The sequence below is a fragment of the Paenibacillus sp. FSL H7-0714 genome, assembly GCF_038003765.1.
Classification (GTDB): Bacteria; Bacillota; Bacilli; order Paenibacillales; family Paenibacillaceae; genus Paenibacillus_AQ.
On record NZ_JBBOPT010000001.1, the window covers coordinates 367,383 to 392,765 of the forward strand.

General features: G+C 44.5%; 23 protein-coding genes. 21 read left to right on the forward strand and 2 right to left on the reverse strand.

The genetic code is table 11. The features are described from left to right. Positions 1-49: 49 nt before the first annotated feature. Positions 50-1,153: a glycosyltransferase family 4 protein gene (locus NST34_RS01650; protein ID WP_341126999.1), complete on the reverse strand. Its 1,104-nt coding sequence runs from the start codon at positions 1,151-1,153 to the stop codon at positions 50-52. Positions 1,154-1,335: 182 nt separating this feature from the next. Between NST34_RS01650 and NST34_RS01655 the strand changes: the two genes are divergently transcribed. Beyond that, a complete protein-coding gene (locus NST34_RS01655; protein WP_341127000.1) occupies positions 1,336-2,112 on the forward strand; it encodes a YheC/YheD family protein in 777 nt (258 codons plus the stop codon). On the opposite strand, the gene NST34_RS01660 is transcribed toward NST34_RS01655, so the two are convergent. Beyond that, the gene (locus NST34_RS01660) at positions 2,105-2,920 is read right to left on the reverse strand and encodes a hypothetical protein (RefSeq protein WP_341127001.1); all 816 of its coding nucleotides are present in this window, start codon (positions 2,918-2,920) and stop codon (positions 2,105-2,107) included. The genes NST34_RS01655 and NST34_RS01660 overlap by 8 nt on opposite strands. Before the next feature lie 280 nt (positions 2,921-3,200). Here NST34_RS01660 and NST34_RS01665 point away from each other — a divergent pair, with 280 nt between their 5' ends. The 20 genes from NST34_RS01665 to NST34_RS01760 all read left to right on the forward strand — a co-directional run bounded on the left by NST34_RS01665 (position 3,201) and on the right by NST34_RS01760 (position 25,335). Next, the gene (locus NST34_RS01665; protein ID WP_341127002.1) at positions 3,201-5,402 is read left to right on the forward strand and encodes a PAS domain S-box protein; all 2,202 of its coding nucleotides are present in this window, start codon (positions 3,201-3,203) and stop codon (positions 5,400-5,402) included. Beyond that, the gene (locus NST34_RS01670) at positions 5,402-6,025 is read left to right on the forward strand and encodes a C39 family peptidase (RefSeq protein WP_341127003.1); all 624 of its coding nucleotides are present in this window, start codon (positions 5,402-5,404) and stop codon (positions 6,023-6,025) included. Before NST34_RS01665 ends, NST34_RS01670 begins: the two co-directional genes overlap by 1 nt. Before the next feature lie 121 nt (positions 6,026-6,146). Further along, positions 6,147-8,102 carry a type I pullulanase gene (gene pulA, locus NST34_RS01675; RefSeq protein WP_341127004.1) on the forward strand — a complete coding sequence of 652 codons (1,956 nt, stop codon included), beginning with the start codon at positions 6,147-6,149 and terminating at the stop codon, positions 8,100-8,102. A 296-nt stretch (positions 8,103-8,398) separates the two neighbouring features. Continuing rightward, positions 8,399-9,883, forward strand: coding sequence for a glutamate synthase subunit beta (locus NST34_RS01680; protein ID WP_341127005.1), 1,485 nt, complete (start codon positions 8,399-8,401; stop codon positions 9,881-9,883). A 126-nt stretch (positions 9,884-10,009) separates the two neighbouring features. Then, positions 10,010-10,558, forward strand: coding sequence for a phosphodiesterase (yfcE, locus tag NST34_RS01685; RefSeq protein WP_341129498.1), 549 nt, complete (start codon positions 10,010-10,012; stop codon positions 10,556-10,558). 145 nt (positions 10,559-10,703) lie between these two features. Continuing rightward, positions 10,704-11,732: an agmatine deiminase family protein gene (locus tag NST34_RS01690; protein ID WP_341127006.1), complete on the forward strand. Its 1,029-nt coding sequence runs from the start codon at positions 10,704-10,706 to the stop codon at positions 11,730-11,732. Between the two features lie 53 nt (positions 11,733-11,785). Beyond that, a complete protein-coding gene (gene aguB / locus NST34_RS01695) occupies positions 11,786-12,661 on the forward strand; it encodes an N-carbamoylputrescine amidase (RefSeq protein ID WP_076285125.1) in 876 nt (291 codons plus the stop codon). 327 nt (positions 12,662-12,988) lie between these two features. Continuing rightward, complete coding sequence (locus NST34_RS01700) at positions 12,989-13,435, forward strand: tellurite resistance TerB family protein (protein ID WP_234532780.1); 447 nt, start codon at positions 12,989-12,991, stop codon at positions 13,433-13,435. Positions 13,436-13,561: 126 nt separating this feature from the next. Then, positions 13,562-14,158, forward strand: coding sequence for a TerD family protein (locus tag NST34_RS01705; protein ID WP_341127007.1), 597 nt, complete (start codon positions 13,562-13,564; stop codon positions 14,156-14,158). 29 nt (positions 14,159-14,187) lie between these two features. Continuing rightward, positions 14,188-14,763: a TerD family protein gene (locus NST34_RS01710; RefSeq protein WP_042184261.1), complete on the forward strand. Its 576-nt coding sequence runs from the start codon at positions 14,188-14,190 to the stop codon at positions 14,761-14,763. Between the two features lie 51 nt (positions 14,764-14,814). Then, positions 14,815-15,396 carry a TerD family protein gene (locus tag NST34_RS01715; protein WP_076299900.1) on the forward strand — a complete coding sequence of 194 codons (582 nt, stop codon included), beginning with the start codon at positions 14,815-14,817 and terminating at the stop codon, positions 15,394-15,396. A 232-nt stretch (positions 15,397-15,628) separates the two neighbouring features. After that, positions 15,629-16,930, forward strand: a complete 1,302-nt coding sequence (locus NST34_RS01720) for a TerD family protein (RefSeq protein WP_076285128.1) — start codon at positions 15,629-15,631, stop codon at positions 16,928-16,930. Between the two features lie 26 nt (positions 16,931-16,956). Then, positions 16,957-17,697 carry a TerC family protein gene (locus NST34_RS01725; protein ID WP_042123539.1) on the forward strand — a complete coding sequence of 247 codons (741 nt, stop codon included), beginning with the start codon at positions 16,957-16,959 and terminating at the stop codon, positions 17,695-17,697. 171 nt (positions 17,698-17,868) lie between these two features. Further along, positions 17,869-19,080: an HpcH/HpaI aldolase/citrate lyase family protein gene (locus NST34_RS01730; RefSeq protein WP_256716336.1), complete on the forward strand. Its 1,212-nt coding sequence runs from the start codon at positions 17,869-17,871 to the stop codon at positions 19,078-19,080. Next, the gene (locus NST34_RS01735) at positions 19,025-20,467 is read left to right on the forward strand and encodes a phosphoribosyltransferase family protein (RefSeq protein WP_081393128.1); all 1,443 of its coding nucleotides are present in this window, start codon (positions 19,025-19,027) and stop codon (positions 20,465-20,467) included. Before NST34_RS01730 ends, NST34_RS01735 begins: the two co-directional genes overlap by 56 nt. After that, entirely contained in the window at positions 20,451-21,602 is a 1,152-nt protein-coding gene (locus NST34_RS01740; RefSeq protein ID WP_341127008.1) for a cysteine protease StiP family protein, read from the forward strand. Before NST34_RS01735 ends, NST34_RS01740 begins: the two co-directional genes overlap by 17 nt. After that, a complete protein-coding gene (locus tag NST34_RS01745) occupies positions 21,599-22,432 on the forward strand; it encodes an HAD family hydrolase (protein WP_076299898.1) in 834 nt (277 codons plus the stop codon). The genes NST34_RS01740 and NST34_RS01745 overlap by 4 nt, the downstream gene beginning before the upstream one ends. Then, a complete protein-coding gene (locus NST34_RS01750; RefSeq protein ID WP_341127009.1) occupies positions 22,429-23,484 on the forward strand; it encodes an ATP-grasp domain-containing protein in 1,056 nt (351 codons plus the stop codon). Before NST34_RS01745 ends, NST34_RS01750 begins: the two co-directional genes overlap by 4 nt. A 34-nt stretch (positions 23,485-23,518) precedes the next feature. Then, the gene (locus NST34_RS01755) at positions 23,519-24,223 is read left to right on the forward strand and encodes a hypothetical protein (protein ID WP_076285216.1); all 705 of its coding nucleotides are present in this window, start codon (positions 23,519-23,521) and stop codon (positions 24,221-24,223) included. An 11-nt stretch (positions 24,224-24,234) separates the two neighbouring features. Continuing rightward, positions 24,235-25,335: a toxic anion resistance protein gene (locus tag NST34_RS01760; RefSeq protein ID WP_341058992.1), complete on the forward strand. Its 1,101-nt coding sequence runs from the start codon at positions 24,235-24,237 to the stop codon at positions 25,333-25,335. The last annotated feature ends 48 nt before the right edge of the window (positions 25,336-25,383 follow it).

Here is a 25,383-nt window from a genome sequence, read left to right on the forward strand (position 1 = left end):
TCCGTCTCCAGTGAATGGAGGCGGACTACTTTTTTATGATTGTAGGGATCTATTGCTGTACTAAGGCAGCTTGATAAAGCCGTTCCAAATCAGTTGCTGTACGTTGCCAATTGAAGGCTTCAAGCGCATCCGCTCGTCCTTGTTTCCCAATGGTTGCTGCTACCTCCGGATTCCGGCCTAGTTGCAGCAAATCTCTAGCAAAGGGCAAGGCCTCGCGATATCGTTCCACCAGATATCCGTTATGGCCGGAGTCGATAATCTCACGGATACCGCCATTGCTAGAGGCGATGACCGGTAGTCCCGAGGCCATGGCCTCTACATTAACAAGCCCAAAGGATTCATGATTCTGAGAAGGACATACGAAGCAGTCGGCTGCTTGATAAAGGGTATGGATATCCTCATGAGCTACATTTCCAAGGAAGGAAACGGATACGCCTAGTCGCTGTGTAAGCAGCTTCAGCTGTCGCAAATATGACGGTTTCCCTTTGCCTGCAATTACAAGATGAGCAGGAAGGTGCTTATTTAAATGGTACATAGCACGTATCAATACGGGCACCCCTTTGCGGGGAATGACTCGACCGACGAATAAGACGGTAAAGACCCTCGGGAGTCTGTAAAGTTTGCGAAGATGGTATTTTTCCTGTAGCGCTACAGGAGTGAATCGATCAAGATCTGCTCCGAGCAGGACAATACGGATTTCATTGTTTAATTGAGGGAAGCGACGGGTTAGTCTTCGCTGTAGAGAGTGGCTGTTCGCAATAATCAGATCTGCTCTAGCCAAGGCTCTAGCAGTCTTAACTGTGTCCGGTGTGAATGTAAGAGAATGCAGAAATAGAAATACCGGAAGATGAGGGAGCCGTTTCTTTACAGCAGACATAAGATGGGGGCGATTATCGACCTGAACTATATCAAATGACTCATTCTGAATGTAGTCTAATACCGAAGTACGATAATGAACGGGAGTACTTGCGGGCAACCGAATGATTCTGACCCGCTCCAATATGGAAGCATCGGGCAGTCCCGGCACTTTGCGGCTCACAATGGTAACCTTATGTTTCTCAGCCAGCCTTCTGGCAATGGCCCAAATGCAGATTTCTACTGACCCGTCTCCTGGAACCGGGAGACGTTCCGGCGCAATAATACAAATATGCATGGTTCATGCCTCCTCTGATCCGCTAATGGTTATCCTCTTCCCACCATATGCAGCTTGAGTATCTGGAGATACATCTGAGAGCGGAGAGGGCGTTCAACCCATTCCATTCATATAGTCGGAGCATAAAATACTAAGGTTAAGCAAGGCTGTGATCATTATTTGAGTGACAGGGGAGAGGGCAATTGGGAACGAAGTTAAAGTCTGCGTTGACCAGCAAATGGATTAAAACCAAGGTGCTCATGCAAAGTTCCGAGATTTCACCGCTCATTCCAGAAACAGTGAAGTTTAGTAAAGCAAACTTAAGAACGATGCTCTTGAAATATGGGATGATTTACGTTAAGCCGGAACATGGCACCTATGGTAACGGTGTAATGAAGGTTGAACAGATTAAGGATTCTCATGAAACAGAATACAAATACCAAAGTGGAACAAAGATAAAAACCTTTGGAGCCTATGACACCTTTTATTCATCCCTTAAGAAAGCGACACGCGGACGCAGTTACTTGATTCAGAGAGGGATTGTTTTGCTAAAGCACGGAAAGCATCGTTTTGATATCCGTGTGATGGTCCAGCTCAGTCCGCGTGGCAAATGGGAAACTACCGGATTGATTGGCCGAGTAGCTGAGAAAGGCAAGATTGTTACCAATTATCATAACGGTGGTACGCTAATGTCTATGGAGAAGCTGCTGTCGCCTTATTTGAACGATGCTCAGCAAGCTCAGATGCTTAAGATATTGCGAAAGCTAGGTGAGGATACCGGACGTTTCTACCATAAGAAATATCCTGGCTTTAAACAGATTGGTGTAGATGTAGGATTAGATAACCACATGACGCCTTGGATTATTGAAGTGAATACGAGTCCAGATCCATATATTTTCAAACATCTCTCTAATAAAAGCATGTACCGCAAAGTGATGGCTTACCGCAGAGCAAATGAGAAGAAGAAGTCCGCTAACTGATTTGCTTCTTCGTATTCGCAATAACAAGGGAAACCTTTTGTTCGAGCTCAATTATTTTTTGCTTATGGGTTGCGGTCTGACGGTAACCGGAGACCAGTGCAGCTAAGGACTGGGTGGTTAGAGTAAGGTTTTGTTTGCGAATCGCTGCTTTAAAGTCAGTCCAATCTGCTGAGACACGTTTGTTTAACGAGGTGATCACGCTCTTGTTAGATTTGATCGTGATTTGAGGACTTTCAATGCCAGACAAGGTTTTACGAGCTTCGGCTATCTTTTGGGAACGTTTCTTTTTCGCGGCGTTCAGCTGATTCTGCTTGTCACTGATCTCTTGGCGTGCCAACTGAACCAAGATCTTCATAGCATCACCTTGGGCACGTAGTACGGTATTCAAGGTCTTGTCCTTAAGTGACTTGGCGATACTAATTCGCTTGTTAAGTGTACTATACTGGTCAAATAAAGGCTGATAGCGCTGCTTGCTACTCTTAACGGAGGCTTCCAATCGGGTCACTGTTTCAAGATCAATCCCTTTAATTTGTTGACGAACCCCAACTAGCGATTGCTCATTATTGTAGTGAAGGATTCGGATTTGCTCCTCGCGCTGATCATACTGCAGCTTTAAGGTGGATAAATCATTGTAAAGAGAAGTCAGCTTAACCCTGGCAGGACCATCTGCCGTTGCGGCCGTCAGATCAAAAGCCGCTTTAACAGAGGGGGTTAATTCTGTTGTAGATGCAGCAATAGCTCCTGATGATGTGCTTAGCAGTAGCAGGATCGTAAGCAGTAGTAAGGGCACTGACTTAAATATTTTCATTTATTCTCCTCCTATTGTCGTAACCTAATGGCAACAAAAAAAAGCACCCGTAGCAAAGGCAAAAGCCTTTATTACGGGTGCTTCCAGCGTAATAGGTCACGAACGATATTATTATGTTTAATAATAGTTTGCCTCAGGCCATCCAGTCAATATTTAAAATTAAGCTATTCCCTATTTAAAATGTTACGCAGGACATTTCTATACTCACTTCTCTTATCGTATACTGAACTTAGGATGGAATAAAGGATGCAACGTTCGCAACAAAGGAGGTCTGGCGTAGATGGATAACGCGGTAGAATATAGCACAATGTTGGAACATGCATTTATGTGGTCCCCAGAGGGAATAGCCGTACTGTCTTTAAACGATGGTAAGGGCAACTGGCTGAAGGTCAATCCGGCTTTTTGCAATTTACTTGGCTTAACGGAAGCTGAGTTTCTTGCTGGGGCTATTTTTGCAGAAATGGAAAATAGACAGACGTCTTCGAAAGAGCTTTCCTATAGATTGGTGATGGACGAGCTTCAGAATTCTCCAGCAGGGAGCTGGAAGAAGGAAGAATGCTTTTACAAAGGGGATCAACCGGTATGGCTTTCCCTGACATTCTCAGGATTTGGAACAGCAGGACAAGCCCCTTCATGTATTATTGTGTACGCCGAAGATATTACGGACCGAAAGATTGCAGATCAACAAATGGCAGATCAACGAGATCTAGAGGAACAGATTTATCAAAGTGAACGTAATTATAGATTGATGTCCGAGAATTCGCTGGATTTAATCTCGCGTCATGCAGTTGAAGAGCGCAAACAGTTCGAATTCAAGCTTCAGGAGAATGAACAGCGCTATAAATCCTTATTTGAATATAATCCCTCTGCTGTGTACTCAATGAATTTACAAGGGGATTATTTAACAGCCAATGCGAATCTGGAGAAGCTGACCGGGTATTCGCTGGAAGAACTGATCGGAATGTACTTTGGTCCCGTTGTGCATGAGAAGGACATGGAGAAGACGCTGTATCATTTTAACTTAGCTGCTAAGGGCTATCCCCAAAGCTATGATCTGACGCTTATTCATAAAGAAGGCCATCTTGTAGAGATTAATACCACTAATATTCCGATCATTGTAGACGATCAAGTGGTTGGTGTATATGGTATTTCCCGTGACATTACGGAACGTATAAGATATACAGAACAAATTGAGAAGCTAAGCAATGAGTACACCCTTATATTAAATGCAGTATCTGAGGGTATTTTTGGACTGGATATGGAGGAGAAGGTGACCTTCATCAACCCTGCAGGTTTGCATATGCTCGGCTATGAACATGATGAGATCATGGGTCATTCCTATCTAGATCATATTCAGCAGACAGCGCTTGATGGGATACATTACCGGCCAGAGGAGTCGCCACTTATCAAAGCCATTAGGTCAGGGGGATCTTACCAGAGCAAAGATGCAGTCTTATGGCGTAAAGATGGTACAAGCTTTCTTGCGGAGTACCAAGTAACCCCTCTTTTTGATAAAGGTGAACCTAAGGGGGTTGTAGTCGTTTTCAGGGATATTACAGATGAGAAGGAGATCATTCGGGCGAAGGAAACTGCGGAAAAAGCAGACCAGGCTAAATCAGAGTTTCTAGCCATTATGAGTCATGAAATACGCACGCCAATGAACGGCATTGTGGGGATGACTGATCTGCTTGCAGAGACGGAACTAGATGAAGAACAACGTGAGTACACAAATATTATTAAGGAGAGCAGTAGCTCTCTTCTATATATTCTTAATGAAATTCTCGATTACAGTAAAATTGAGGCTGGAAAAATGATGATCGTACATGAGCCCGTGCATCTTCGAGAGGTACTGGACAGTGTAACGGATCTATTTATGGCTAAGGCTTTGGAAAAAAATCTTGAGCTGTCTTACAGCATGGCACCAGGAGTTCCTACGTTCATTATGGGAGATGCAGGACGATTACGTCAGGTATTGGTTAATCTGGTCAGCAATGCGATTAAATTTACTGACCAAGGTAATGTCTGTATTTATGTGGAGCAGAAATTGTCCGTGGTTTCAAAGAAATCGACCTTGAAGTTTAATGTCAGAGACACGGGGATAGGTATTCCTTTAGAAAAGCAGCATCAGCTGTTTCAATCATTCTACCAGCTGCACTCCTCGTTTAATCGTAAGTATGCCGGGACGGGGTTAGGACTAGCCATTTGCAAGAAGCTTGTCGAGCTGATGGGCGGAGCCATTGCGGTGGAGAGTAGCGAAGGAAACGGCTCTAATTTCTATTTCACACTACAGATTAATCCTGAAAACAAATATGAGGGCGAAGAGGAAGATATTGCTCAGGCAGAGCAGAAGCCCGCACAGGAAATGGAATCACGATCTAATTCAGAGGGATCTATGGATGTTGGTGAAAATGTGATTTTACTTCCGGAAGGCCCTGCCCTTTCAGCTTCTAAGCCGAACTCTTCAAAGGGAGAACCATCCTGATGAGACATAGAAACTCCAGTCTCAGTAACAAACTATCGGTAGATCCATACACACAGTGGGAGGCTGGGGTTTCATCCCCGTCTTCTGCATGTGGACCAGCTACGCTGGCAGCTTTAACCGAGTATTGGAATACCCAGCTAGGAATGGACTTTATTCGTGGCAAAGGTCATTTTCACTCTAAAGCAGCTCATATTAATTACATATACAGTCATCACGGAGGTACCCCTTTGGGGATGAGTACACGTAGTTTTGTAAAGGGGATCACAGCTTATATCCACTCTTCAACCTCGCCAAAAGGGGGACATAAGCTTTCTGTCTCTACTTTTAACGATTTCGATGTGTATAAAGTGGAGATTGATGCAGGTCGGCCAGTAGCTGTTAAATTTGATAAATGGTTTAATTTTCGGTGGAGAGGGAATTTTGCTTACGATTACCATTGGGTATTAGGAATAGGATATGAAGTACCTGATAACGGGGATCGTCCAATCCTCATCGTTCAGGATAATGGTGTGAGGTATAAGGATGGAAGGATTGCTCTTTGTAAAGAACGCCGCATCCCATATTATGCAAATAAAGACATCATTACGATGGTGGGAATGAATATCTTAGAAACGCCTAGTTAATCGTGATTTAGCTATGCAATTACCCTGGGAAAATGATCTGGTTATTTTGAGTCCAAACGTTTGCACAAATTCGAGGATCATACTATAATCCAGTTAATAACTGGAAAAGGGGATAGGTGCTTTGTCCGTACAAAAGGAAATGAAGGAACCGATTTATTATGGTGATCCTGCGACTACTAGAGGGATTTCCGTATTCGCTCAGGAGTTTGATCAGTTGTTTAGTTATGACGGGGATGATCTCGGACTTACATATTCATCGGCCTGTTCATCATTTTGCTTGTGGGCCCCTACGGCTCAGGAGGCAGAGCTAGTAATTTATGATTCATGGCAGGGAGCTGCGGGGTCCAAATATGCTATGATTCGCGATATTCGGGGAACGTGGAGAGCTACGGTTGACGGTGATTTAGATGGCAAGTTCTATACCTACCGAGTGCGTATAGGTGAACAGTGGAATGAAGCAGCTGATCCTTACGCGCGTGCTGTCGGCGTGAATGGGGACAGAGGTGCTATTCTAGATTTGCGCAAGACGGACCCTGAGCGGTGGACGGAAGATAAGCCGTCGTTTGAGGATCCTGTAGACGCTATTATTTATGAGCTTCATTTGCGTGACTTATCTATTCATCCAGCAAGCGGTATGGCTCATAAGGGTCAATATCTCGCTTTGGCGGAAGAAGGAACCCGCGGACCAGAGGGCATTCTCACCGGACTCGATCATATCGCAGATCTCGGTGTAACCCACGTGCAGCTATTGCCTATTTATGATTATTCTACAGAGAGTGTAGATGAGACGAAGCTGGATGAGCCTCATTTTAACTGGGGTTATGATCCGAAGAACTACAATGCTCCTGAAGGCTCCTATGCTACAGATCCTTATGTGCCCGGACTACGCATTCAAGAACTAAAAACAATGATTCAAGCGCTTCATGATCGTGGACTCCGCGTCATTATGGATGTTGTTTACAACCATGTGTACGACGGATATCGCGTGAATTTCACTAAACTGGTTCCTGGCTATTATTTGCGTTATAAACAAGACGGAAGCCTGTCGAATGGCTCAGGCTGTGGCAATGACGTGGCTACAGAACGCTTGATGATGTCCCGCTTCATTGTGGAGTCCGTGGTCTATTGGGCTAAAGAATACCATATCGACGGCTTCCGCTTTGATTTGATGGGCTTGATGGATGTCGATACGATGCGGGAAACCCGGCGGCGTCTGGATGGAATAGATCCGTCTATCATGACGATCGGTGAAGGCTGGATGATGGGGACTGAGCTACCGATGGAACGGCTCGCTCATCAGAAGAATGCCTCCCTTATGCCGGGAATCGGACATTTTAATGATGATTTCAGGGATGCTATTAAAGGAAATATCTTTTTGTACGATCAGCCGGGCTTCATCAGTGGAATGATGGGTCTGGAGCCTGCGATCAAGGCGGGGATTGCGGGAGGAATTGACTTCAGCCCAGGAATTAAGCAATTTGCCGAGGAGCCTCAGCAAAACGTTAATTATGTGGAGTGTCATGATAATCATACCTTATGGGATAAAATCGTATTGTCCACCGAGGGTGAGACGGTTACTCAGCGCCGTTCCATGCACAGACTAGCTTCTGCGATAGTGTTCATGAGTCAGGGGATTCCTTTTATCCATGCAGGGCAGGAGTTTATGCGTACGAAGGACGGGGTGGAGAACAGCTATAAGTCTTCGGTTGAGATCAATCGTATGGACTGGGAATTGTGCGCCGCGCATCAGGAAGATGTGGCGTATATGAAACAGTTAATCGAATTGCGTAAAGCTCACCCGGCCTTCCGTATGCGAACAGCAGCTGACATTCGGAACCATTTGGTTTTTGAAAAAGCACCGGCAAGTGCAGTAGCTTACACGCTTCGTGGCCATGCTGGAGGAGATGCAGCGAAGCATATTTATGTTATTTTTAATGCGAATGCTGAACAGACTACTGTGGTTCTGCCGCAGCTTGGAGCATGGAAGACCATCTTCGGGGCTGATCTTACGCAGGAGCTGACTGGAAATAAGCTAACTGTAAATGGAATTGGGACAGTAGTCCTGACGGCGAAATAAATAGTCTTTTACAAGATCATTATTGAAAAGCATGCGGAGTAACGTACTTTAATCAGGTACAGTACACTGTGTGCTTTTTTTTTGTTTTTCCATTTTCTTAATTTGATTGTTTCATTTTACATAAAAAGGTGACATTACTCATTTTCGATGATGATATTGGATGTTAATATGAAGGCATTTACTTTGGCGCTTTAGAGTGGCATAGGCTTGGCGGCAGACAAACATAGCGCGTACTTTTCTTTTTTAACGGTTTAGGAAGTATATATCTGTGGGGATATTTAGAGAGGATGAGAGAGATGGGGAAAGCAACCGGATTTTTGGAATTTGAACGGCAGACGCCTTCGGAGTGTGAGGCGCTGGAGCGAATTAAGAATTGGGATGAATTCTCGATTCCTATGGATGAAGAGAATCTGCGCGAGCAAGGCGCACGTTGTATGGACTGTGGTACGCCATTTTGTCATGTAGGACGTCTGTTGTCTGGTATGGCTTCCGGCTGCCCTCTACACAACTTGATTCCTGAATGGAATGATATGGTTTATCGTGGGAACTGGGAGGTTGCACTGAAACGTCTGCATAAGACCAATAACTTCCCTGAATTTACTGGACGTGTGTGTCCGGCACCTTGTGAAGGTTCTTGTACAGTAGGGATGAACGGCAAGCCCGTAACGATAAAGTCGATTGAAAAGTCGATTGTAGATAGAGGTTTTGAAGAAGGTTGGATTGTTCCTGAGCCACCGCTTACTCGCACAGGTAAAAAGGTAGCTGTAGTGGGCTCGGGTCCAGCAGGTCTTGCCTGTGCAGCTCAGCTTAACAAGGCGGGGCATACGGTGACCGTGTATGAACGGGCAGATCGGATTGGTGGTTTGTTGATGTATGGTATTCCGAACATGAAGCTGGATAAGAAGACGGTTCAGCGCCGAGTAGACCTGCTAGCGGCTGAAGGCATTACATTCGTAACTCGTACAGAGATTGGGAGAGATATCTCGGCGTCACAACTCAAGGCGGAGCACGATGCTGTTATCTTGTGTGGCGGGTCTACGCAGGCACGAGAGCTTCCTATAGAGGGTCGTGAGCTGCGGGGCATTCATCAGGCGATGGAGTTTCTGACACTGAATACTAAGAGCTTGCTGGATTCAGAGCTTGCTGATGGTGAATACTTGTCTGCGGCAGATAAGGATGTAGTTGTAATCGGTGGCGGGGATACTGGCACAGACTGTGTAGCTACGTCGATCCGCCACGGCTGTCGTAGTGTGATCCAGCTTGAGATTATGCCACAAGCTCCACTGACCCGTCAGCCTAGCAATCCGTGGCCAGAATGGCCAAAGGTTCTTAAGGTGGACTATGGCCAAAAAGAAGCGGCTTCACTGTATAAGGAAGATCCACGTCGTTATCTCATTTCGACGAAACGTTTTGTTGGTGACGATGGTGGACATGTGCAGGAGCTGTATACCGTGCGCATTGAGTGGACTCGCAATGAACAGGGACGGATAGTTCCGGTTGAAGTACCAGGCAGTGAAGAAGTTCTAAAGGCACAGCTGGTACTACTCGCATTAGGATTCACAGGGCCCGAAGAGATTGTGCTAGGTGAGCTTGGGGTGGCACGTGATGAGCGCGGAAATGCCAAGGCGGAGTTCGGAGCACAAGAGACCAATGTAGAGGCGGTATTCACAGCAGGTGATATGCGCCGCGGCCAAAGCCTTGTCGTTTGGGCCATTGATGAGGGGCGTCAGACAGCCCGCGAAGTGGACCGATTCTTGATGGGATCATCGAATTTGCCGTAAGGATAGAGGCATATAGGGCAGGACGTTCCTTTTGGAGGAACGTCCGCTTTTGCGTTGTTTGCCTATTCAAGGTTAAAATTGAAACCTAAGCACAAGATCTATTTAAGTCGAAAAGGAGAATACATGATGAAGCTAATGTTTATTTCCGATATTCACGGTTCTTTATTCTGGTTAGAACGGGCTTTGGAAAAGGTAGAGGAAGAACAGCCAGACAGTCTTGTAATCGTAGGAGACTTTTTATATCACGGTCCCAGAAATCCACTGCCGAAGGGTTATGACCCGCAGGGAGTTGCTAATAAACTGAATGAATATAACAAAAAGAAACCTATAACGGCAGTACGTGGTAACTGCGATGCTGAGGTAGACCAGATGCTGCTGCAGTTCCCGATGATGGCCGATTATGTGATGCTCCTGCATGAAGGCAGACGAATCTATGTTACACACGGACATGGCTTTAGCATTGAGAATTTACCGGCATTATCTGAGAAGGATATCTTTATTCAGGGGCATACCCATCTTCCCGTTGCGGATGTAAAAGAGGGCGTATACGTGCTGAATCCCGGTTCGATATCGCTGCCTAAAGAGAATAATCCGAATTCCTATGGTATCCTTGAGGGTGGAGAATTCATCGTTAAGGATTTTGAGGGCGATGTGGTAAAAAGGATTACACTATAAGCTCAGTCAGATCTCTTGTGACCCGAATTCCTTCCAACATTATTAGTGTTCTAGGGAATTGAGCACTAGAACATATTATTGTATGATGAGGTAGGAGTTTTAGGGCAGGGCTGGCTCCAAATATAATAGTAAAGGTAGTTAACACATGAATCCTAAAGATTTGAACTATACAATGCCACCGGAATGGGGCAAGCATGAACGTACTTTTATCTCCTGGCCGGTGCAGGAATCTATGTGTTTCCCGGACAACCACGAGTCGGTATGCCAAGGTTATGCTGACATTATTACAGCTATTGCCGAGTTTGAACCGATTACGGTTATCGTTAACCCGGAGGACGTGGAAAAGGTAGAACGTCTGGTCAGCGGACCGAATGTAACGCTACTACCTATAAAGCATAGCGATGCTTGGTTGCGTGATAACGGGCCTACCTTTGTTGTTAATAAAGACGGCGTTCTAGCAGGCGTGAACTGGAAGTTTAATGCCTGGGGCGGTAAATATTCACCTTGGGATCTGGATGATGAGGTAGCTCCACAGATTCTCGAACACACACAAGTGACACGCTTTGATGCGCCGCTTGTGATGGAAGGCGGCTCGATCCATACGGATGGAGAAGGCACCTTGATTACTACAGAAGAATGTCTGCTCAATACGAACCGCAACCCGGATTTGAAGCGCGAGAATATTGAAGAGTACGTGCGCAATTATACAGGTACAGAAACTATTATCTGGCTTAAGCGTGGTCTAAGTGGTGATGAAACCGATGGTCATGTGGATAATATCGCTTGCTTCGCTGCTCCAGGTAAAGTCATTATTCAGGTCTGTGAGGATCCGCAGGACGAGAATTTTGAGATTACACAGGAGAATCTTCGTATTTTGGAGAATGCCAAAGATGCCAAAGGGCGTAAGCTGGAGATCATCAAGATTCAGCAACCACCACGGGTGGATCATGACGGCAGCCGTCTGACGCTCAGTTATTTGAACTTCTATTTCGTAAATGGTGGAATTATTTTACCTGTGTTTGGCGGTACAGCGGTGGAAACAGATAAACTTGCCGAGGAAGTACTGGCTGGTATGTTCCCGGAACGTAAGATTCGTACAGTTAACGGTATGGCGGTCATCACCGAGGGTGGGAACGTTCACTGCACTACGCAACAAATGCCTGCTCAGCAATAATTGAAGGAAACTAAACGTCCAAAGGGACATTTATATATAAGGAGGACAGATTCTTGAGAAATGTAAAAGTAGCTGCGACGCAAATGAGCTGTTCCAGCAATATTGATGAGAATATCAGCAAAGCTGAAACATTGGTCAGAGAAGCGGCGGCACAGGGAGCACAAATTATTTTGCTGCAGGAGCTGTTCGAGACTCCGTATTTCTGTCAGAAAGAGAAGGCTGATTATTACGCATATGCAACAGAGCTTGAGCATAACAAAGCGATTAATCATTTCACAGCAATAGCCAAGGAACTGCAAGTGGTGCTGCCAATCAGTTTTTATGAGAAAAAGAACTACGCACGTTACAATTCACTAGCTGTAATCGATGCCGATGGAACGATACTGGGCAAATACCGTAAGAGCCATATTCCAGATGGCCCAGGATATGAAGAGAAATTCTACTTCAATCCGGGAGATACTGGCTTTAAAGTATGGAACACTCGCTATGCCAAGATTGGTGTAGGGATTTGCTGGGATCAGTGGTACCCGGAAGCGGCCAGAGTGATGAGCTTGATGGGGGCAGAGATTCTGTTCTATCCAACCGCTATCGGATCAGAACCGCAGGATGGATCGATCGACTCTAAGGATCATTGGCAGACTTGTATGCTTGGGCATGCAGCGGCTAACCTTATTCCAGTCGTTGCCTCCAACCGCATCGGTGAAGAAATTGATGAAGATTCTAGCATTAATTTCTACGGCTCTTCGTTCATTGCGGGACCGCAAGGCAATAAAATTGTTGAAGCAGGCCGAGACGAGCAAGCTGTAATAGTGAGCGAATTTGATCTGGATGCTTTGGAAGTCGGACGGATCGAGTGGGGCGTCTTCCGTGATCGCCGGCCGGATCTGTACAAAATGATTGGTTCTTATGATGGGGACATCATTCTTTAAAAGAATTCACAGTTAAATGTGCTAAAGGCATTGCTAGAGAGGATAGAATCTCTGGCAGTGCCTTTTTTGGTGTTTCAACGAGAAATACGGGGGTTCTTTGAACAGAGGAGCAATTGTTCGGAAATCCTGTGCAAGATCGGACACAATCTTTTCTATCAAAAGTACTGTAAAAGTCTGGAAAAGTAGAATATTGCTATTTTATCAGGTATATTAGAAGAGTAAACCGTGATTCAGGGATCTACTATGAAAATTCTGTCGGATACGTGGAGAGGAGGCTCTGGGATATCTTTTGTTATCATAATCTTGCGGTGATAGAAGGAGAATACGATGAGCACATTTAAAAGCTGGTTGAACACCACCAAAAACGGACTAACAGATCAAGTGAAGAAATTCAAAAATAAAGATTTCATGAATGCGGTAGTTGCGGGCTGCGCCTTGGTTGCTGCTGCCGACGGTAAAATAGAAGAAGCTGAAAAGAATAAAATGGCTGGTTACATGAATATGAGTAATGAGCTTAAGGTGTTTGACATGAGAGATGTCATTACCCAGTTCAACTTTTATGTAAGTAACTTTGAGTTCTCACCAGAAATCGGTAAGCAGGAAGCATTGAAAGCAATCGGTAAGTTTACCGGTAAACCAGATGTGGGACGTGTAATTGTGGGTGTGTGTTCAGCTATTGGATCAGCTGATGGTGATTTTGATGACAATGAAAAAGCAGTTGTGCGGCATATTTGCGGTGTCTTGGGATTAAACCCTGGTGAATTCAGTTTATAAATGATGTAATACCATATACATGAGTTCGGATGAAACGTATTTAGTTCTTTAGCGTATCACTCATATAACATCCAAAAGCTAGACTAATAGATGGTGATTCTTTTTAGGGAATGGAGGTACGTAAAGTTGGCAGGAATTAATCTGGTAAAAGGTCAGAAGATTGATCTCACAAAAGGTAATGCAGGCTTATCTAACGTAATTGTAGGTTTAGGTTGGGATCCGGCTGAGCCAGCTCGAGGATTCTTCGGTGTGAAGAAACAGGCCAACGTGGACTGTGACGCTTCAGCACTGATGCTGAACGAGAATGGTAAGCTAGTTAAGAAGGGTAACCTGGTGTGCTTCCATAACAAGCAAAGTTTTTGTAACTCTGTCATTCACTCCGGAGACAATCTCACGGGTGATGGTGACGGAGACGATGAGCAAATCATGGTTAACCTGAATGCCATTCCTTCCGATGTACACAAGGTTCTGGTAGTTGTGAATATTTATGATGCCACGAACCGTAAACAGGATTTCGGATTGATTAAATCAGCTTATATCCGTGTGATGAACGCTGTAGGCAACAATGAGCTAATCCGTTTCAACCTATCTGATAATTATAATGGCTATACGGCGCTTATTTGTGGGGAACTTTACCGTCAAGGTGGAGAGTGGAAGTTCGCCGCAATTGGTGAGGGTAGTCACGCGGCACATATCAATCAACTGGCAGAACGCTACGTATAATCCAAATAAAAGAAAAGAGGAATGTTATCATGGCAATTAATCTATCCAAAGGTCAAAAGATCGATTTAACAAAAACAAATCCAGGTCTATCCAAAATCACAGTAGGTCTTGGTTGGGACACTAATAAATATGACGGCGGTAAAGATTTCGACTTGGACGTTTCCGTATTCTTGACTAATGCGAACAGCAAAGTTGAAAAAGAAACCAACTTCATTTACTTCAATAATAAACAGAACGAGAACGCTTCTGTTGTTCATACAGGTGATAACCGTACAGGTGACGGCGATGGTGATGATGAGCAGATTCAAGTGGATCTTTTGAGTATCCCAGCGGATGTAGAAAAGGTAGCTTTTACTATTACAATTTATGAAGCTGAAACAAGAAGCCAAAACTTTGGTCAAGTTTCTCGTTCTTATGTGCGTATCGTAAATGATTTGAACAATGAAGAACTAATCCGTTTCGATTTGGGTGAAGACTTCTCTATTGAAACTGGCGTTGTTGTCGGTGAATTGTACCGTCATGGTGCAGAGTGGAAGTTCAATGCAATCGGTAGCGGCTACAAAGACGGCTTGAGCGGTTTGACTCGCGATTACGGCTTGCAATAAATCTTGTAGTACACAGTGAACTGAATCCACTCATGAAAGAAGGTTATGTCAGTGACGATCAGTCTTTCCAAAGGACAGCGGATTGATCTTACCAAGACTAATCCAGGTCTGACAAAGGTAGTAGTTGGATTGGGCTGGGACACTAATAAGTATAGTGGAGGTCAAGATTTTGACCTCGATGCTTCAGCGTTTCTGCTTCATGAAGACGGCAAAGCTAAAGGTACAGATGATTTTGTATTCTATAACAACCCAAATGGTGGCGCAGGCTCTGTAGTCTACACGGGAGATAACCGTACAGGAGAAGGCGACGGAGATGACGAGCAAATTATCGTTGATTTTAGCAAAGTCCCTGCCCATATTCAGCGTATTGGTATTACCGTAACGATTTATGATTACGAAACTCGTGCACAGAACTTTGGACAAGTCTCCAATGCTTTCGTACGTGTTGTGGATGCTTCCACAGATCGTGAAGTACTCCGTTTCGACCTGGGTGAAGATTTCTCAACAGAGACGGCAGTTGTATTCTGCGAATTCTACCGCAATGGTGCGGATTGGAAATTCCAGGCAGTAGGTAGTGGTTTTGGCGGCGGCCTTAGCGCATTGTGTAAAAATTATGGGCTGGACGCGCAATAGCATCTTCCGGGCGGGGTCATCACCGATCCTGCCCTTTTTTTAATTCTTTATGGATTGCCTCACAAAGGAAATGGAATGGGTCTCGAAGTATAAACTCCACTTTGTGGAGTTATTTAAAAATATAAGTTTCACACGATACATTATGTCTTATATTTCTCGCTTAAACGCTTGCCGTCCTTATAAGGACGCCGAAGGCGTTTATGCTTGCTCCATTTATAAAGGTGGTGTAAGAATGGGTATTACAGTTGTCAAAGGACAAAAGGTTGATTTAACTAAAGGGAATCCTGGACTTGATTCTCTTATCGTAGAGATTGGCTGGCAATCGCCATCTTCACTTGAGATTGATACTTCTGCTTTTCTGCTTGGAGCGCAAGGTAAAGTAAGCAAAGATGAGGATTTGATATTTTATAATAATCCGTCTACACCTTATATCAGATATAAGGAAATGCCTACATCAAACAGCCTCAAGCAATTTGACGTGGAACTAAACAAAGTTCCTTCTGATGTGATGAAACTCGCGTTTACACTTACCATTTATGATGGCGAGAAGCGAGGTCAAAGTTTTAGGCAGGTAAATCAGGCCTATTTTCGGATTCTGAATCAAGTAACAGGTGCGGAGCTTCTCCGATGTGATCTTGAAAATCATTTCTCCGTGGAAACGGCTGTTGTGGTAGGAGAATTATATAGATATAACGGTGAATGGAAATTCAGCGCCATTGCCGCGGGTTTTGCTGGTGGTCTACAGGAACTGTGTAGGAACTTTGGGATAGAAGCGAACGATGAACCGGCACCGACACCAATACCAGTGCCTAAGCCTGCTGCTCCGCCGCAGCCAGAGCTTAAACGTCAATCAGCGCCGGTAGCGGAGCCTAAGATTCAGTTTCCACCTCCTCCTGCAGCTGCGCCTTCACCTGTAACACCCCCTCCGGTCAATCTCAACCTGAAGAAGATCGAATTGAAGAAAAAAGGTGATTCGATCAACCTGAAGAAATCAGCTGGTGGTTTGGGCGAATTGCTAATTAACCTCAACTGGAATCAGAAGCAGGGTGGAGGGCTATTTAATCGTAAAAATGGTGTGGATTTAGATCTTGCTTGTCTATATGAGTTGAAGAATGGCAGTAAGGGAGTAGTTCAGGCGCTGGGCAATGCTTTTGGCTCATTGAACCAACCTCCTTATGTCATGCTTGATGGAGATGACCGGACAGGCTCTGTAACAACCGGTGAGAATCTGCGGATTAATGGCAGCAAAATTGCTGATATTGAACGGATTCTAATTTTTTCTTTTATTTATAAAGGTGTTACCAATTGGTCAGAAGCTGACGGTGTTGTCACGATTACCCAGAGTGATGGCCCCGATATTATTGTCAATTTGGACGAGCATAACAACCGCAAAGGCATGTGTGCCATCGCGTTATTTCGGAATGTGAATAACGAGACATTCAGTGTTGAACGGCTGGTCCAATATTACAGTGGTCATCGGGAGATTGATGAGGCATATGGTTGGGGACTGCGCTGGGTTGCTGGCAGTAAATAGACGATTTTTTCGGAGGCGCAAGTGTAATGGATTGGTTCGCTGATTTTTTTAGGAATATTAGTGAGAACTACGGTCATTTTTTCTCATGGAGCGATGTGGTAGGTACGCTCTCAGACCCGGTTAGCTGGGGCATTATTGGTAGCTTAGTTCTGCTAGAGGGACTGCTCTCTGCAGATAATGCGCTTGTTCTCGCCGTCATGGTTAAGCATTTACCTAAAGAACAACAGAAGAAGGCGCTCTTTTACGGTATTATAGGAGCTTATGTATTCAGGTTTTTGGCTATCGGTCTAGGGACATTTCTTATTAAATTCATGTTGGTTAAGGTTCTTGGTGCAGCCTATCTCTTTTATATCGCTTATGGCGGGTTATTTAAGGGCGGTGGCGATGAGAAGATCGAGAATAAGGGGTTCTCTTTTTGGAAGACGGTTCTCCTTGTTGAATTAATGGATATTGCTTTTAGTATTGATAGTGTTATTGCTGCATTTGGTGTTAGTAACCAGGTTTGGGTGCTCTTTATGGGCGGAATCATAGGCGTTCTGATGATGCGGGGAGTAGCGCAATTATTCTTAAAGCTTATTGATAAAATTCCGGAACTCGAGCGTGCCGCTTTTGCGCTTATTGCCATTATTGCTGGTAAAATGCTCGCGGGCGCTTTTGGGTACGAAATGCCACATGTATTATTCTTTTCAATCATTATTCTTGTATTCGGTGGTACGATCCTTTACAGCGTACTGCGTAAGAAAAAAGAAGCCCATAGAAATGCTTGATTTCAAAGCTAGTTGAACACTGCTGCTTTCAGGTAATCGTATATGTTTATAGCGTAGGCCTTCACTTATATATGAGAGAACCGGATAGGGTATAGCTGGTTCTGCCACTCTCTATAGGAGAGGCCTGCGCTTGTTTTGCTTGGCTTCGCAAAACTATAAGGGGGAACCATCTTGAGATACTTCGATTACCTGACGAAAGAACAAGAAATAGCCTTATTTTATAATCCGCCGATTTCATTTAACCATAATACTACGAGTAAAGATTTGCTGGCTCATGCTGTTGGAGCTGCCCTTTATATGCCAGCAACTCGTGCTAGTGTTCCCGAAGACATTTTGAAGCTTAAAAGTGCAGGACTTGTAACCGTTATTATTGATCTGGAGGATGCGATCGGAGATAACGAGGTTGACCATGCAGAGGAGTCTCTCATTCAGCATCTTATTTTTCTCGCCGCATATGAGGAGAACGAGCCAAGCGGGAGTGATAGTCTTCCGCTTCTCTTCATCCGAGTTCGTAACCCGGAGCAGCTACAGCAGCTGATTTTTCGGTTAGGATCTTTGGTTACGATGTTAACAGGGTTTGTTTTCCCTAAGTTTTCGGTCGACAACGGAATCCAATATTTCGAGGCGATAGCCGATTACAATAGAACGCGCAGTTACTCAGACCCAGTGCTTTATGGCATGCCAATCCTGGAAAGTGCGCCTATTATTTACCGGGAGAGCCGGGTAGATAGTCTTTTATCTATTCGTAATTTGCTAGGCAACTACCGCGAATATGTGTTGAACGTTAGAATTGGAGCAACAGACTTCTCAAGTTTATTCGGACTGCGCCGTAGTCCTGATATTAGTATTTATGATCTTACCCCTATTCGAGACTGCATATCGGATATTATTAATATTTTTGGCAGAGTGGAAGAAGGGTATGTAATTTCCGGACCAGTCTGGGAATATTTTGCGAATAAAGGGCATCGGGTGCTCAGACCACAGCTACGGCAGACTCCGTTTGAGGACACCTATGGTAAAAACGGCCGCGACATGCGAAATAGTTACATTTCTAGCAGCATGGATGGGCTTATTCGTGAAGTGATTTTAGATAAAGAAAATGGAATCTTGGGCAAGACGATTATACATCCCTCACACCTCAGACCTGTTCAGGCCATGTACACGGTAATGCACGAGGAATATGTTGACGCCTGCAGTATCGTAGAGAGTAACGATGGCAGCCTAGGAGTCTTCAAGAGTCAATATTCTAATAAGATGAACGAGATTAAGCCGCATTTGAACTGGGCAAAACGGATTTTACTACGATCACAAATATACGGGGTGTTACATGAACAACAGCATTTTGTCGGATTATTACCCGAAAACGAATTTACACACGTATAACATAGTCGAGAACCTGCAGGTTACGGTTACCGAAACATCTAATCCCTTTCATTTGCCTGTGGATACTTTATTCTCCATGGCAGCCCGGATTAATAAGAAACGCTCCTTTTTGTTCGTCAGCAAGGTACTTGGTAAACATATCCCTGTTAATCCGTACACCTCTCTGCTAAGTGGTGCTGCATTAGCGCTGCTGTTATATCAGGAGATGAACGGTAATTCTGCGGATAATGATAGGATGGAAGATTTATTAGATAAAGCTGTACACGGACTGATGCACCCTGAGTCTGCCAAGGAAGCCTATGAGCATTTATTAGCGGCAAGATTAGTTCTTCCTAGGCCTGTTGTCTTTATTGGTTTTGCTGAGACTGCAACTGCGCTGGGTCACAGTGTGTACAACATGTTTGCCGATGCAGCATCATATATTCATACTACCCGTGAACATATCATCGATTTGGAGTCCATTGTTAGCTTTGAAGAAGAGCATTCACATGCGGTTGACCATCTATGTTACGCCTTGAATACTAAGCTATTATCAGGGACTGAGCCGATTATTTTGGTGGATGATGAGATTACAACAGGGAATACAGCAATTAATACGATCCGTGATATTCAGTCCAAATTCCCTCGGGAGGAATACGTAGTCGTTTCTATTTTGGATTGGAGGAGCGGTAATAATCTTCATACCTATAGCGAATTAGAACAGGAACTGGGGATTCGGATTAAGTCCTTATGTTTGCTTCAAGGAAGTATTGAAGTAAAAGGCACGCCTTTGCTAAATGCTAGGAATGACAAAGATTTGTTATCGTCTTCAGTGGAATCCGAAGTAGTGACTACTTATGTAGTGGACGGTTTAGAACGTCTACAGGCAACATCCGTAGATTCATATGGTGACACCAACTCGTCTCCTTATTTGAAGTACAGCGGACGTTTCGGACTGGAGTCGCTGAATAATGATGGTCTTGATGTAGGGGTAACCCGGATAGCCGCTCAGCTAAGAGAACTACGAGGGGGAGATTCTAAGACTCTAGTGATGGGTGTAGGGGAATTTATGTACCTTCCTATGCGGATAGCTGCTGAGATGGGGGAAGGCATTTCATATCAGTCCTCTACTCGCAGTCCAATCCACCCTGAACGTCGACCAGATTACGGAGTGCATAGTGCTGCCGCATATCCTTCAGCTAGCGATCCGGAAATTAAAAACTATATTTACAATGTGGATTCTGATCAGTATGATGATATATTCGTGCTGATTGAGCGTGATGTACCGCATGAACGAATGAAACCCATGCTTGATATACTGAAGACACTGGCCCGCCATAAAGTGCATCTTATTGTACTGACTCCTGAAGGAAGAAGTGGAGGCCTCCAGTATGAAGGGAACAAGTAATCATAAAGTCATGGACAAAAAAATAGCAGAACCGGTTGCGCTAGGTAGCTATCCACCGTCAGATGTTACGTTTCTGCTCAAGGATCTTAGTGACGTTTCGCTGGAGCTTGCGACAGAGGAAAGGGAGGAAGCTATTCAATCGGGTGTCCATTATTCTGAGATGTTGCCCGTTGAATATCAGCCTACCGAGCAGTATATCGACTTGTTTCATGAGACGCTGCAGCAATCGGCCAAGAAGGTAGCTTTAGCTGTTGCCATTGTTTCTGAGATGATTGTCTCAAGAAGAGGACTAAGTACGGTGCTTGTCTCTTTAGCTAGAGCAGGAACACCCATTGGTATACTGATTAAGCGTTATATAGCTGAGAGATACAAGGTAGACTTGCCGCATTATAGTATTTCTATTATTCGAGGAAAAGGTATAGATGAGAATGCGATACTCTACATTCTGCAGAAGCATGGACTTGATGCTGATTTGCAGTTTGTGGATGGGTGGACAGGAAAAGGGGCTATCCGTGGGGTGCTGATTGATTCTTGCAACACCCTCTATGAGAAGTATGGTATTCGCTTAAATGATGATCTTGCCGTATTGGCTGACCCGGGAAACTGCGCAGGCATGTTTGGGACTAGAGAAGACTATCTCATTCCTAGCGCCTGCTTAAACTCTACCGTTTCAGGGCTGATGAGCCGAACGGTGTTACATGCTGATCTCATTGGTCCTGAGGAATTTCATGGTTCAAAGTTTTATAAGGAGTGGCTGGATGCGGACGAGTCCAATGTATTTATTGATACGATTTGCCCGTATTTTCCTTCCATAGTAGCAGAAGCGAAGAATATTGCTGGACAGATGCTGGTGCATCCGCCAGAAATCACTTGGCAGGGTCTTCGTGATATTCAGAGTATTCAGGAGACTTTCGGTATAGATAACATTAATCTGATAAAGCCGGGAGTCGGCGAAACAACCCGCGTATTACTGCGCAGAGTACCTTGGAAAATTCTTGTCGATACTATGGATAATCCGAATCTAAAGCATATTCTTCTCTTAGCGAAGGACCGGGGCGTTCCTGTTGAGATCTTTCCTGGGATGACGTACTCCTGCTGCGGAATAATTAAACCGCTGAAGGGGGAGACAGAATGATATATGCTAGTGATCTAGATCGTACCTTGATCTATTCTTTAGGTGCAATAGGTGTGCCGGAGAATACCCCAGGTCTAATTCCGGCGGAAATTATAGAGGGAAAGACGAGATCCTACATTTCGCAGCAAGCATTAAATCAGCTGATGGATCTGAACACGCGGATTATTTTCATCCCGGTTACTACGCGTACGATACAACAATATAAGCGCATTAATCTGTTTCAAGAAACGGTCATACCTGACTATGCGGTTACGAGCAATGGGGGGAATATTTTAATCGGTGGAGTTGTCGATAAGGAATGGAGAGAATCAATCGGTAGATTGGTAGCTCGTCACTCTGCTGGGGCTGAAGAGGTTAGATCATATATCAAGGCGGTCGTGTGTGAGGATTGGATCATTAGTGAGAATTATTGTGATGATCTATTCTATTCCTTCATGGTTTATCGGGATCAGTTGCCTTTAGATGAAATCACTAATCTATCAGATCGGCTCTATAATCTCGGCTGGAGAGTTTCTTTACAAGGCCGCAAGTTGTACGCTGTGCCGGCTGCCGTGAACAAAAGCGACGCTATACTCCATTTGCGGCGCACCGTTCGCTCTGAACCTATGGTGGCCTCCGGGGACTCACTGCTAGATAAGAGTCTGCTTGAGAGTGCCGACTATGCTATTGCCCCTTGCCATGGTGAAATATTTGCAGAGCAACAGAGTGGTCTTGTAAAATCAAGATATCCATTCACGAAAGAATCAGGTGTATTTGCTGGAGATGAGATTTTGCAGTATGTAAATATGATCTATAATAATCTAACTGCATTGGGAGTGGGGCCACTATGAAAAAGGTAAATATTTATTTCAATCGTTGGTTTTCCGTGGCTTACCATTATATGAATCTCCTCCGCAATAACGAGGATGGTATACCGGTTCAAATCTTTGCGACACACCCGGATATCCGCCATATGTCGCTACAAGGTGCTGACTTTGCTGAAACCGAGCCGGCGCTGAAGGGAATAGAATATGTTCAGTTTTGCGTTGATTTCTGTCGGCGTAATGAGATCGATGTTTTTATTCCACGGTTGCATATGCTTGATATTGCTCTCTATGCGGCAATGTTTGATGCGATTGGTACAAAGGTTCTGGTCTGTAGAGATCTTGATTTGCTGGAGTCCATTATGGACAAAGGTAAATTTTACGAGAATGTTAGTGAGCAGGGCATTATGAGTATCCCGGATTATCATGTAGTTAGTACAGCGGAGCAGTTTAAAGACGCTTACGAGGACCTTGTTGCCAAGGGACATCGTGTTTGCTTTAAGCCTACTGAAACAGAAGGCGGGTTAGGCTTCCGTATTATCGACAATACCCGCGATCCTCTTCAAGAGCTTTTTGGGTATGTAACTCCATTGATTACGTTTGATGATGCCTATCGTATTCTTGCAAGCAAAGAGACCTTCCCTGATTTGATGGTGATGGAATTACTGGAGGGTTACGAGTATAGTATAGATTGTCTGGCAGATGAGAACGGTAAGCTGTTAGTAGCTGTGCCACGTCGAAAAGTGGGCGGTCGTCTGCGATTGATGGAGCATATTCCTGAACTGGAGGAGATTGCAGCTAGAGTTGCAGAAGTTTACAAGATCCCCTTCAATTTCAATATTCAAATGAAATACAATGGAGATACTCCAAAGCTGTTGGAAATTAACCCACGAATGTCCGGTGGACTGCATATGTCATGTCTGTCAGGGATTAACTTTCCTTATTTAGCCGTCAAAAGCGCACTCGGTGGCGAGGTTCAGCCTATGAATTTTGAAGGTGATGTATTGGCTAGCCATCTGGAGCAACCGATGATTATGAAAATAAACGGCCAATCTGTCATTCCGGATGCCGTGAATTGAGCGTTCATAAAGTCGCTCACAAGAGGTGAGAACAATTCAGTTTAAATCGAAAGTATTGCTTTACGCCGGTATCGGCTACGTTGTTGCTGTATTAACGAGTTCTTTTCTTCCCGAATTCATCTCTCTGCTGTTGCCTTTAGCGGGTGCGGGGATAGGTGCTCTGGTAACGAGAAGTCCAAAAACCAATCTCCCAGCGGAGGTGTTGCCAGCAGGCCCTGTGACGACACCTATTGCTCCGACACCCGCTGCGAGTGCTCCTCAATTAAGCAACACGACAAATGATACTACATCAGGTAATCACAGCTATGACGGTAGAACTGAGAGCGCGGTGAAGATTGGACCGGAGTTCGCTCCGGTTGTGGAGTATCTTAGCATTCTGGAAGATATGATTATCTCAGAAGGGCAGAAGGATACGCTGGACAATGAAATTGTCGAGAAATCATTGGCACTCTTCGCGAGGCTTCAACGTGTAATTCCACTGCTGCAGGAGCTGAATAACGGCGAGATTAATCATACGGTCCGCAGATTGATTCTGAAGGATTTGAATGGTGTAATCAACCCGTTCTTACGCCTAGGCGGTGAAGCAAAGACGAAGAATCGGAGAATGCTGCTGAACGGTCTAAGAGATGTCGATTCCAAAATATCGGATATTGCGTCCACGATCGAACATAAAGACCTGATGGAACTTCAGACGAAGGCGGAACTGATTCATCAGCGGTACAGCAGTTCCGAATTATAGGAGGGAATCCCATGTCCACGCAGTTGATCCAATTAAAAAAAGAAGATGAACAAAAGGTAGTCGAGGAAGCGGCACAATTAATTGAGAAGGTATCCCAAACGGATACTGTTACACTGGATTCCTTGATGGATGATATCGGTAAGCTTGGGGTTAAGACGCAGGAAAAAGCAGGACAAACCTTGAAGCTGCTGGATCGCCCGGTGAATGACCTGATGTCTGGTAAACGCGTTGAAGTGCCTAACATGATTATGAAGCTGCGGAATGAGTGTGAGAATCTGCAGCAAAGTAAGAATGTGAGCTTCTTTGGCAAGATGCTACGCAAGAGTCCGATGAAGAACTATGTGTACAAATATCAGTCGGTCCGCACGAACATTGATGCCATTGTTACAGGGCTTCGCGATGGTAGAGATACCCTCGAAGAGAGCATTGTGAATATGCGTCAGCTGAAACGTACTTCCATGGAAGAGATCTATAACCTACAGACCAAAATTGCTTTCGGCACTAAGTTGAAAGAGTTGTTCGAGGTAGAGATCGCGAAGCCTGAGAATGAGTACCGTAAAGCTTATCTGGAGCGCGGTTTGCGTAAAGTGATGGTTCGAATTCAGTCGATGACAGAAATGATTCTGCTGTACAATCAAGCGATTGCTGCTACAGATATTATTAATGACAATAATGACAAGCTGATTGATTCCGTGAATAACGCTATTGATAAGACCTCTAATCTGATCACGGTGTCGGCAATGATTGCGATGTCTTTAGCGGATCAGGAGAACGTCATCAATGCTGTAGAAGCGACGAATAAGACGATTGAAGATCAATTTAAAGAAAATGCACGTCTGCTGCGTACCACTACAGAGAAAACAACCGAGTTGCTGTCTAAGCCTTCTATGTCTATGGAAGCTGTGAATCAAGCGATCGGTGATCTGCTTAGCGCATTAGACACTTCAGAACAGTCCAACCGTCGCATTATTGAGAGCTGCCAGGATTATACGTCTAAAATGACGGTAATCAATACTCAACTAGGCAATCGTTTAGGATTAAATGAGGCGGACAAGCCTCAGGCACTGAAGCAAGGAGAGGCTGAGAGTCAACTGAGCAGTTTCTTGAACTAAATTGTTTTGACAATAATAAAAATACAGAGAATAGATTGAGAAGCCTGT

Excerpts from the sequence above, each read along its gene's own strand:
- NST34_RS01650 (WP_341126999.1), bottom strand. The coding sequence starts at position 1,153 with ATGCATATTTGTATTATTGCGCCGGAACGTCTCCCGGTTCCAGGAGAC.
- NST34_RS01660 (WP_341127001.1), bottom strand. The coding sequence starts at position 2,920 with ATGAAAATATTTAAGTCAGTGCCCTTACTACTGCTTACGATCCTGCTA.
- NST34_RS01665 (WP_341127002.1), top strand. The coding sequence starts at position 3,201 with ATGGATAACGCGGTAGAATATAGCACAATGTTGGAACATGCATTTATG.
- NST34_RS01670 (WP_341127003.1), top strand. The coding sequence starts at position 5,402 with ATGAGACATAGAAACTCCAGTCTCAGTAACAAACTATCGGTAGATCCA.
- NST34_RS01680 (WP_341127005.1), top strand. The coding sequence starts at position 8,399 with ATGGGGAAAGCAACCGGATTTTTGGAATTTGAACGGCAGACGCCTTCG.
- yfcE (WP_341129498.1), top strand. The coding sequence starts at position 10,010 with ATGAAGCTAATGTTTATTTCCGATATTCACGGTTCTTTATTCTGGTTA.
- NST34_RS01690 (WP_341127006.1), top strand. The coding sequence starts at position 10,704 with ATGAATCCTAAAGATTTGAACTATACAATGCCACCGGAATGGGGCAAG.
- NST34_RS01700 (WP_234532780.1), top strand. The coding sequence starts at position 12,989 with ATGAGCACATTTAAAAGCTGGTTGAACACCACCAAAAACGGACTAACA.
- NST34_RS01710 (WP_042184261.1), top strand. The coding sequence starts at position 14,188 with ATGGCAATTAATCTATCCAAAGGTCAAAAGATCGATTTAACAAAAACA.
- NST34_RS01720 (WP_076285128.1), top strand. The coding sequence starts at position 15,629 with ATGGGTATTACAGTTGTCAAAGGACAAAAGGTTGATTTAACTAAAGGG.
- NST34_RS01725 (WP_042123539.1), top strand. The coding sequence starts at position 16,957 with ATGGATTGGTTCGCTGATTTTTTTAGGAATATTAGTGAGAACTACGGT.
- NST34_RS01735 (WP_081393128.1), top strand. The coding sequence starts at position 19,025 with ATGAACAACAGCATTTTGTCGGATTATTACCCGAAAACGAATTTACAC.
- NST34_RS01740 (WP_341127008.1), top strand. The coding sequence starts at position 20,451 with ATGAAGGGAACAAGTAATCATAAAGTCATGGACAAAAAAATAGCAGAA.
- NST34_RS01745 (WP_076299898.1), top strand. The coding sequence starts at position 21,599 with ATGATATATGCTAGTGATCTAGATCGTACCTTGATCTATTCTTTAGGT.
- NST34_RS01750 (WP_341127009.1), top strand. The coding sequence starts at position 22,429 with ATGAAAAAGGTAAATATTTATTTCAATCGTTGGTTTTCCGTGGCTTAC.
- NST34_RS01760 (WP_341058992.1), top strand. The coding sequence starts at position 24,235 with ATGTCCACGCAGTTGATCCAATTAAAAAAAGAAGATGAACAAAAGGTA.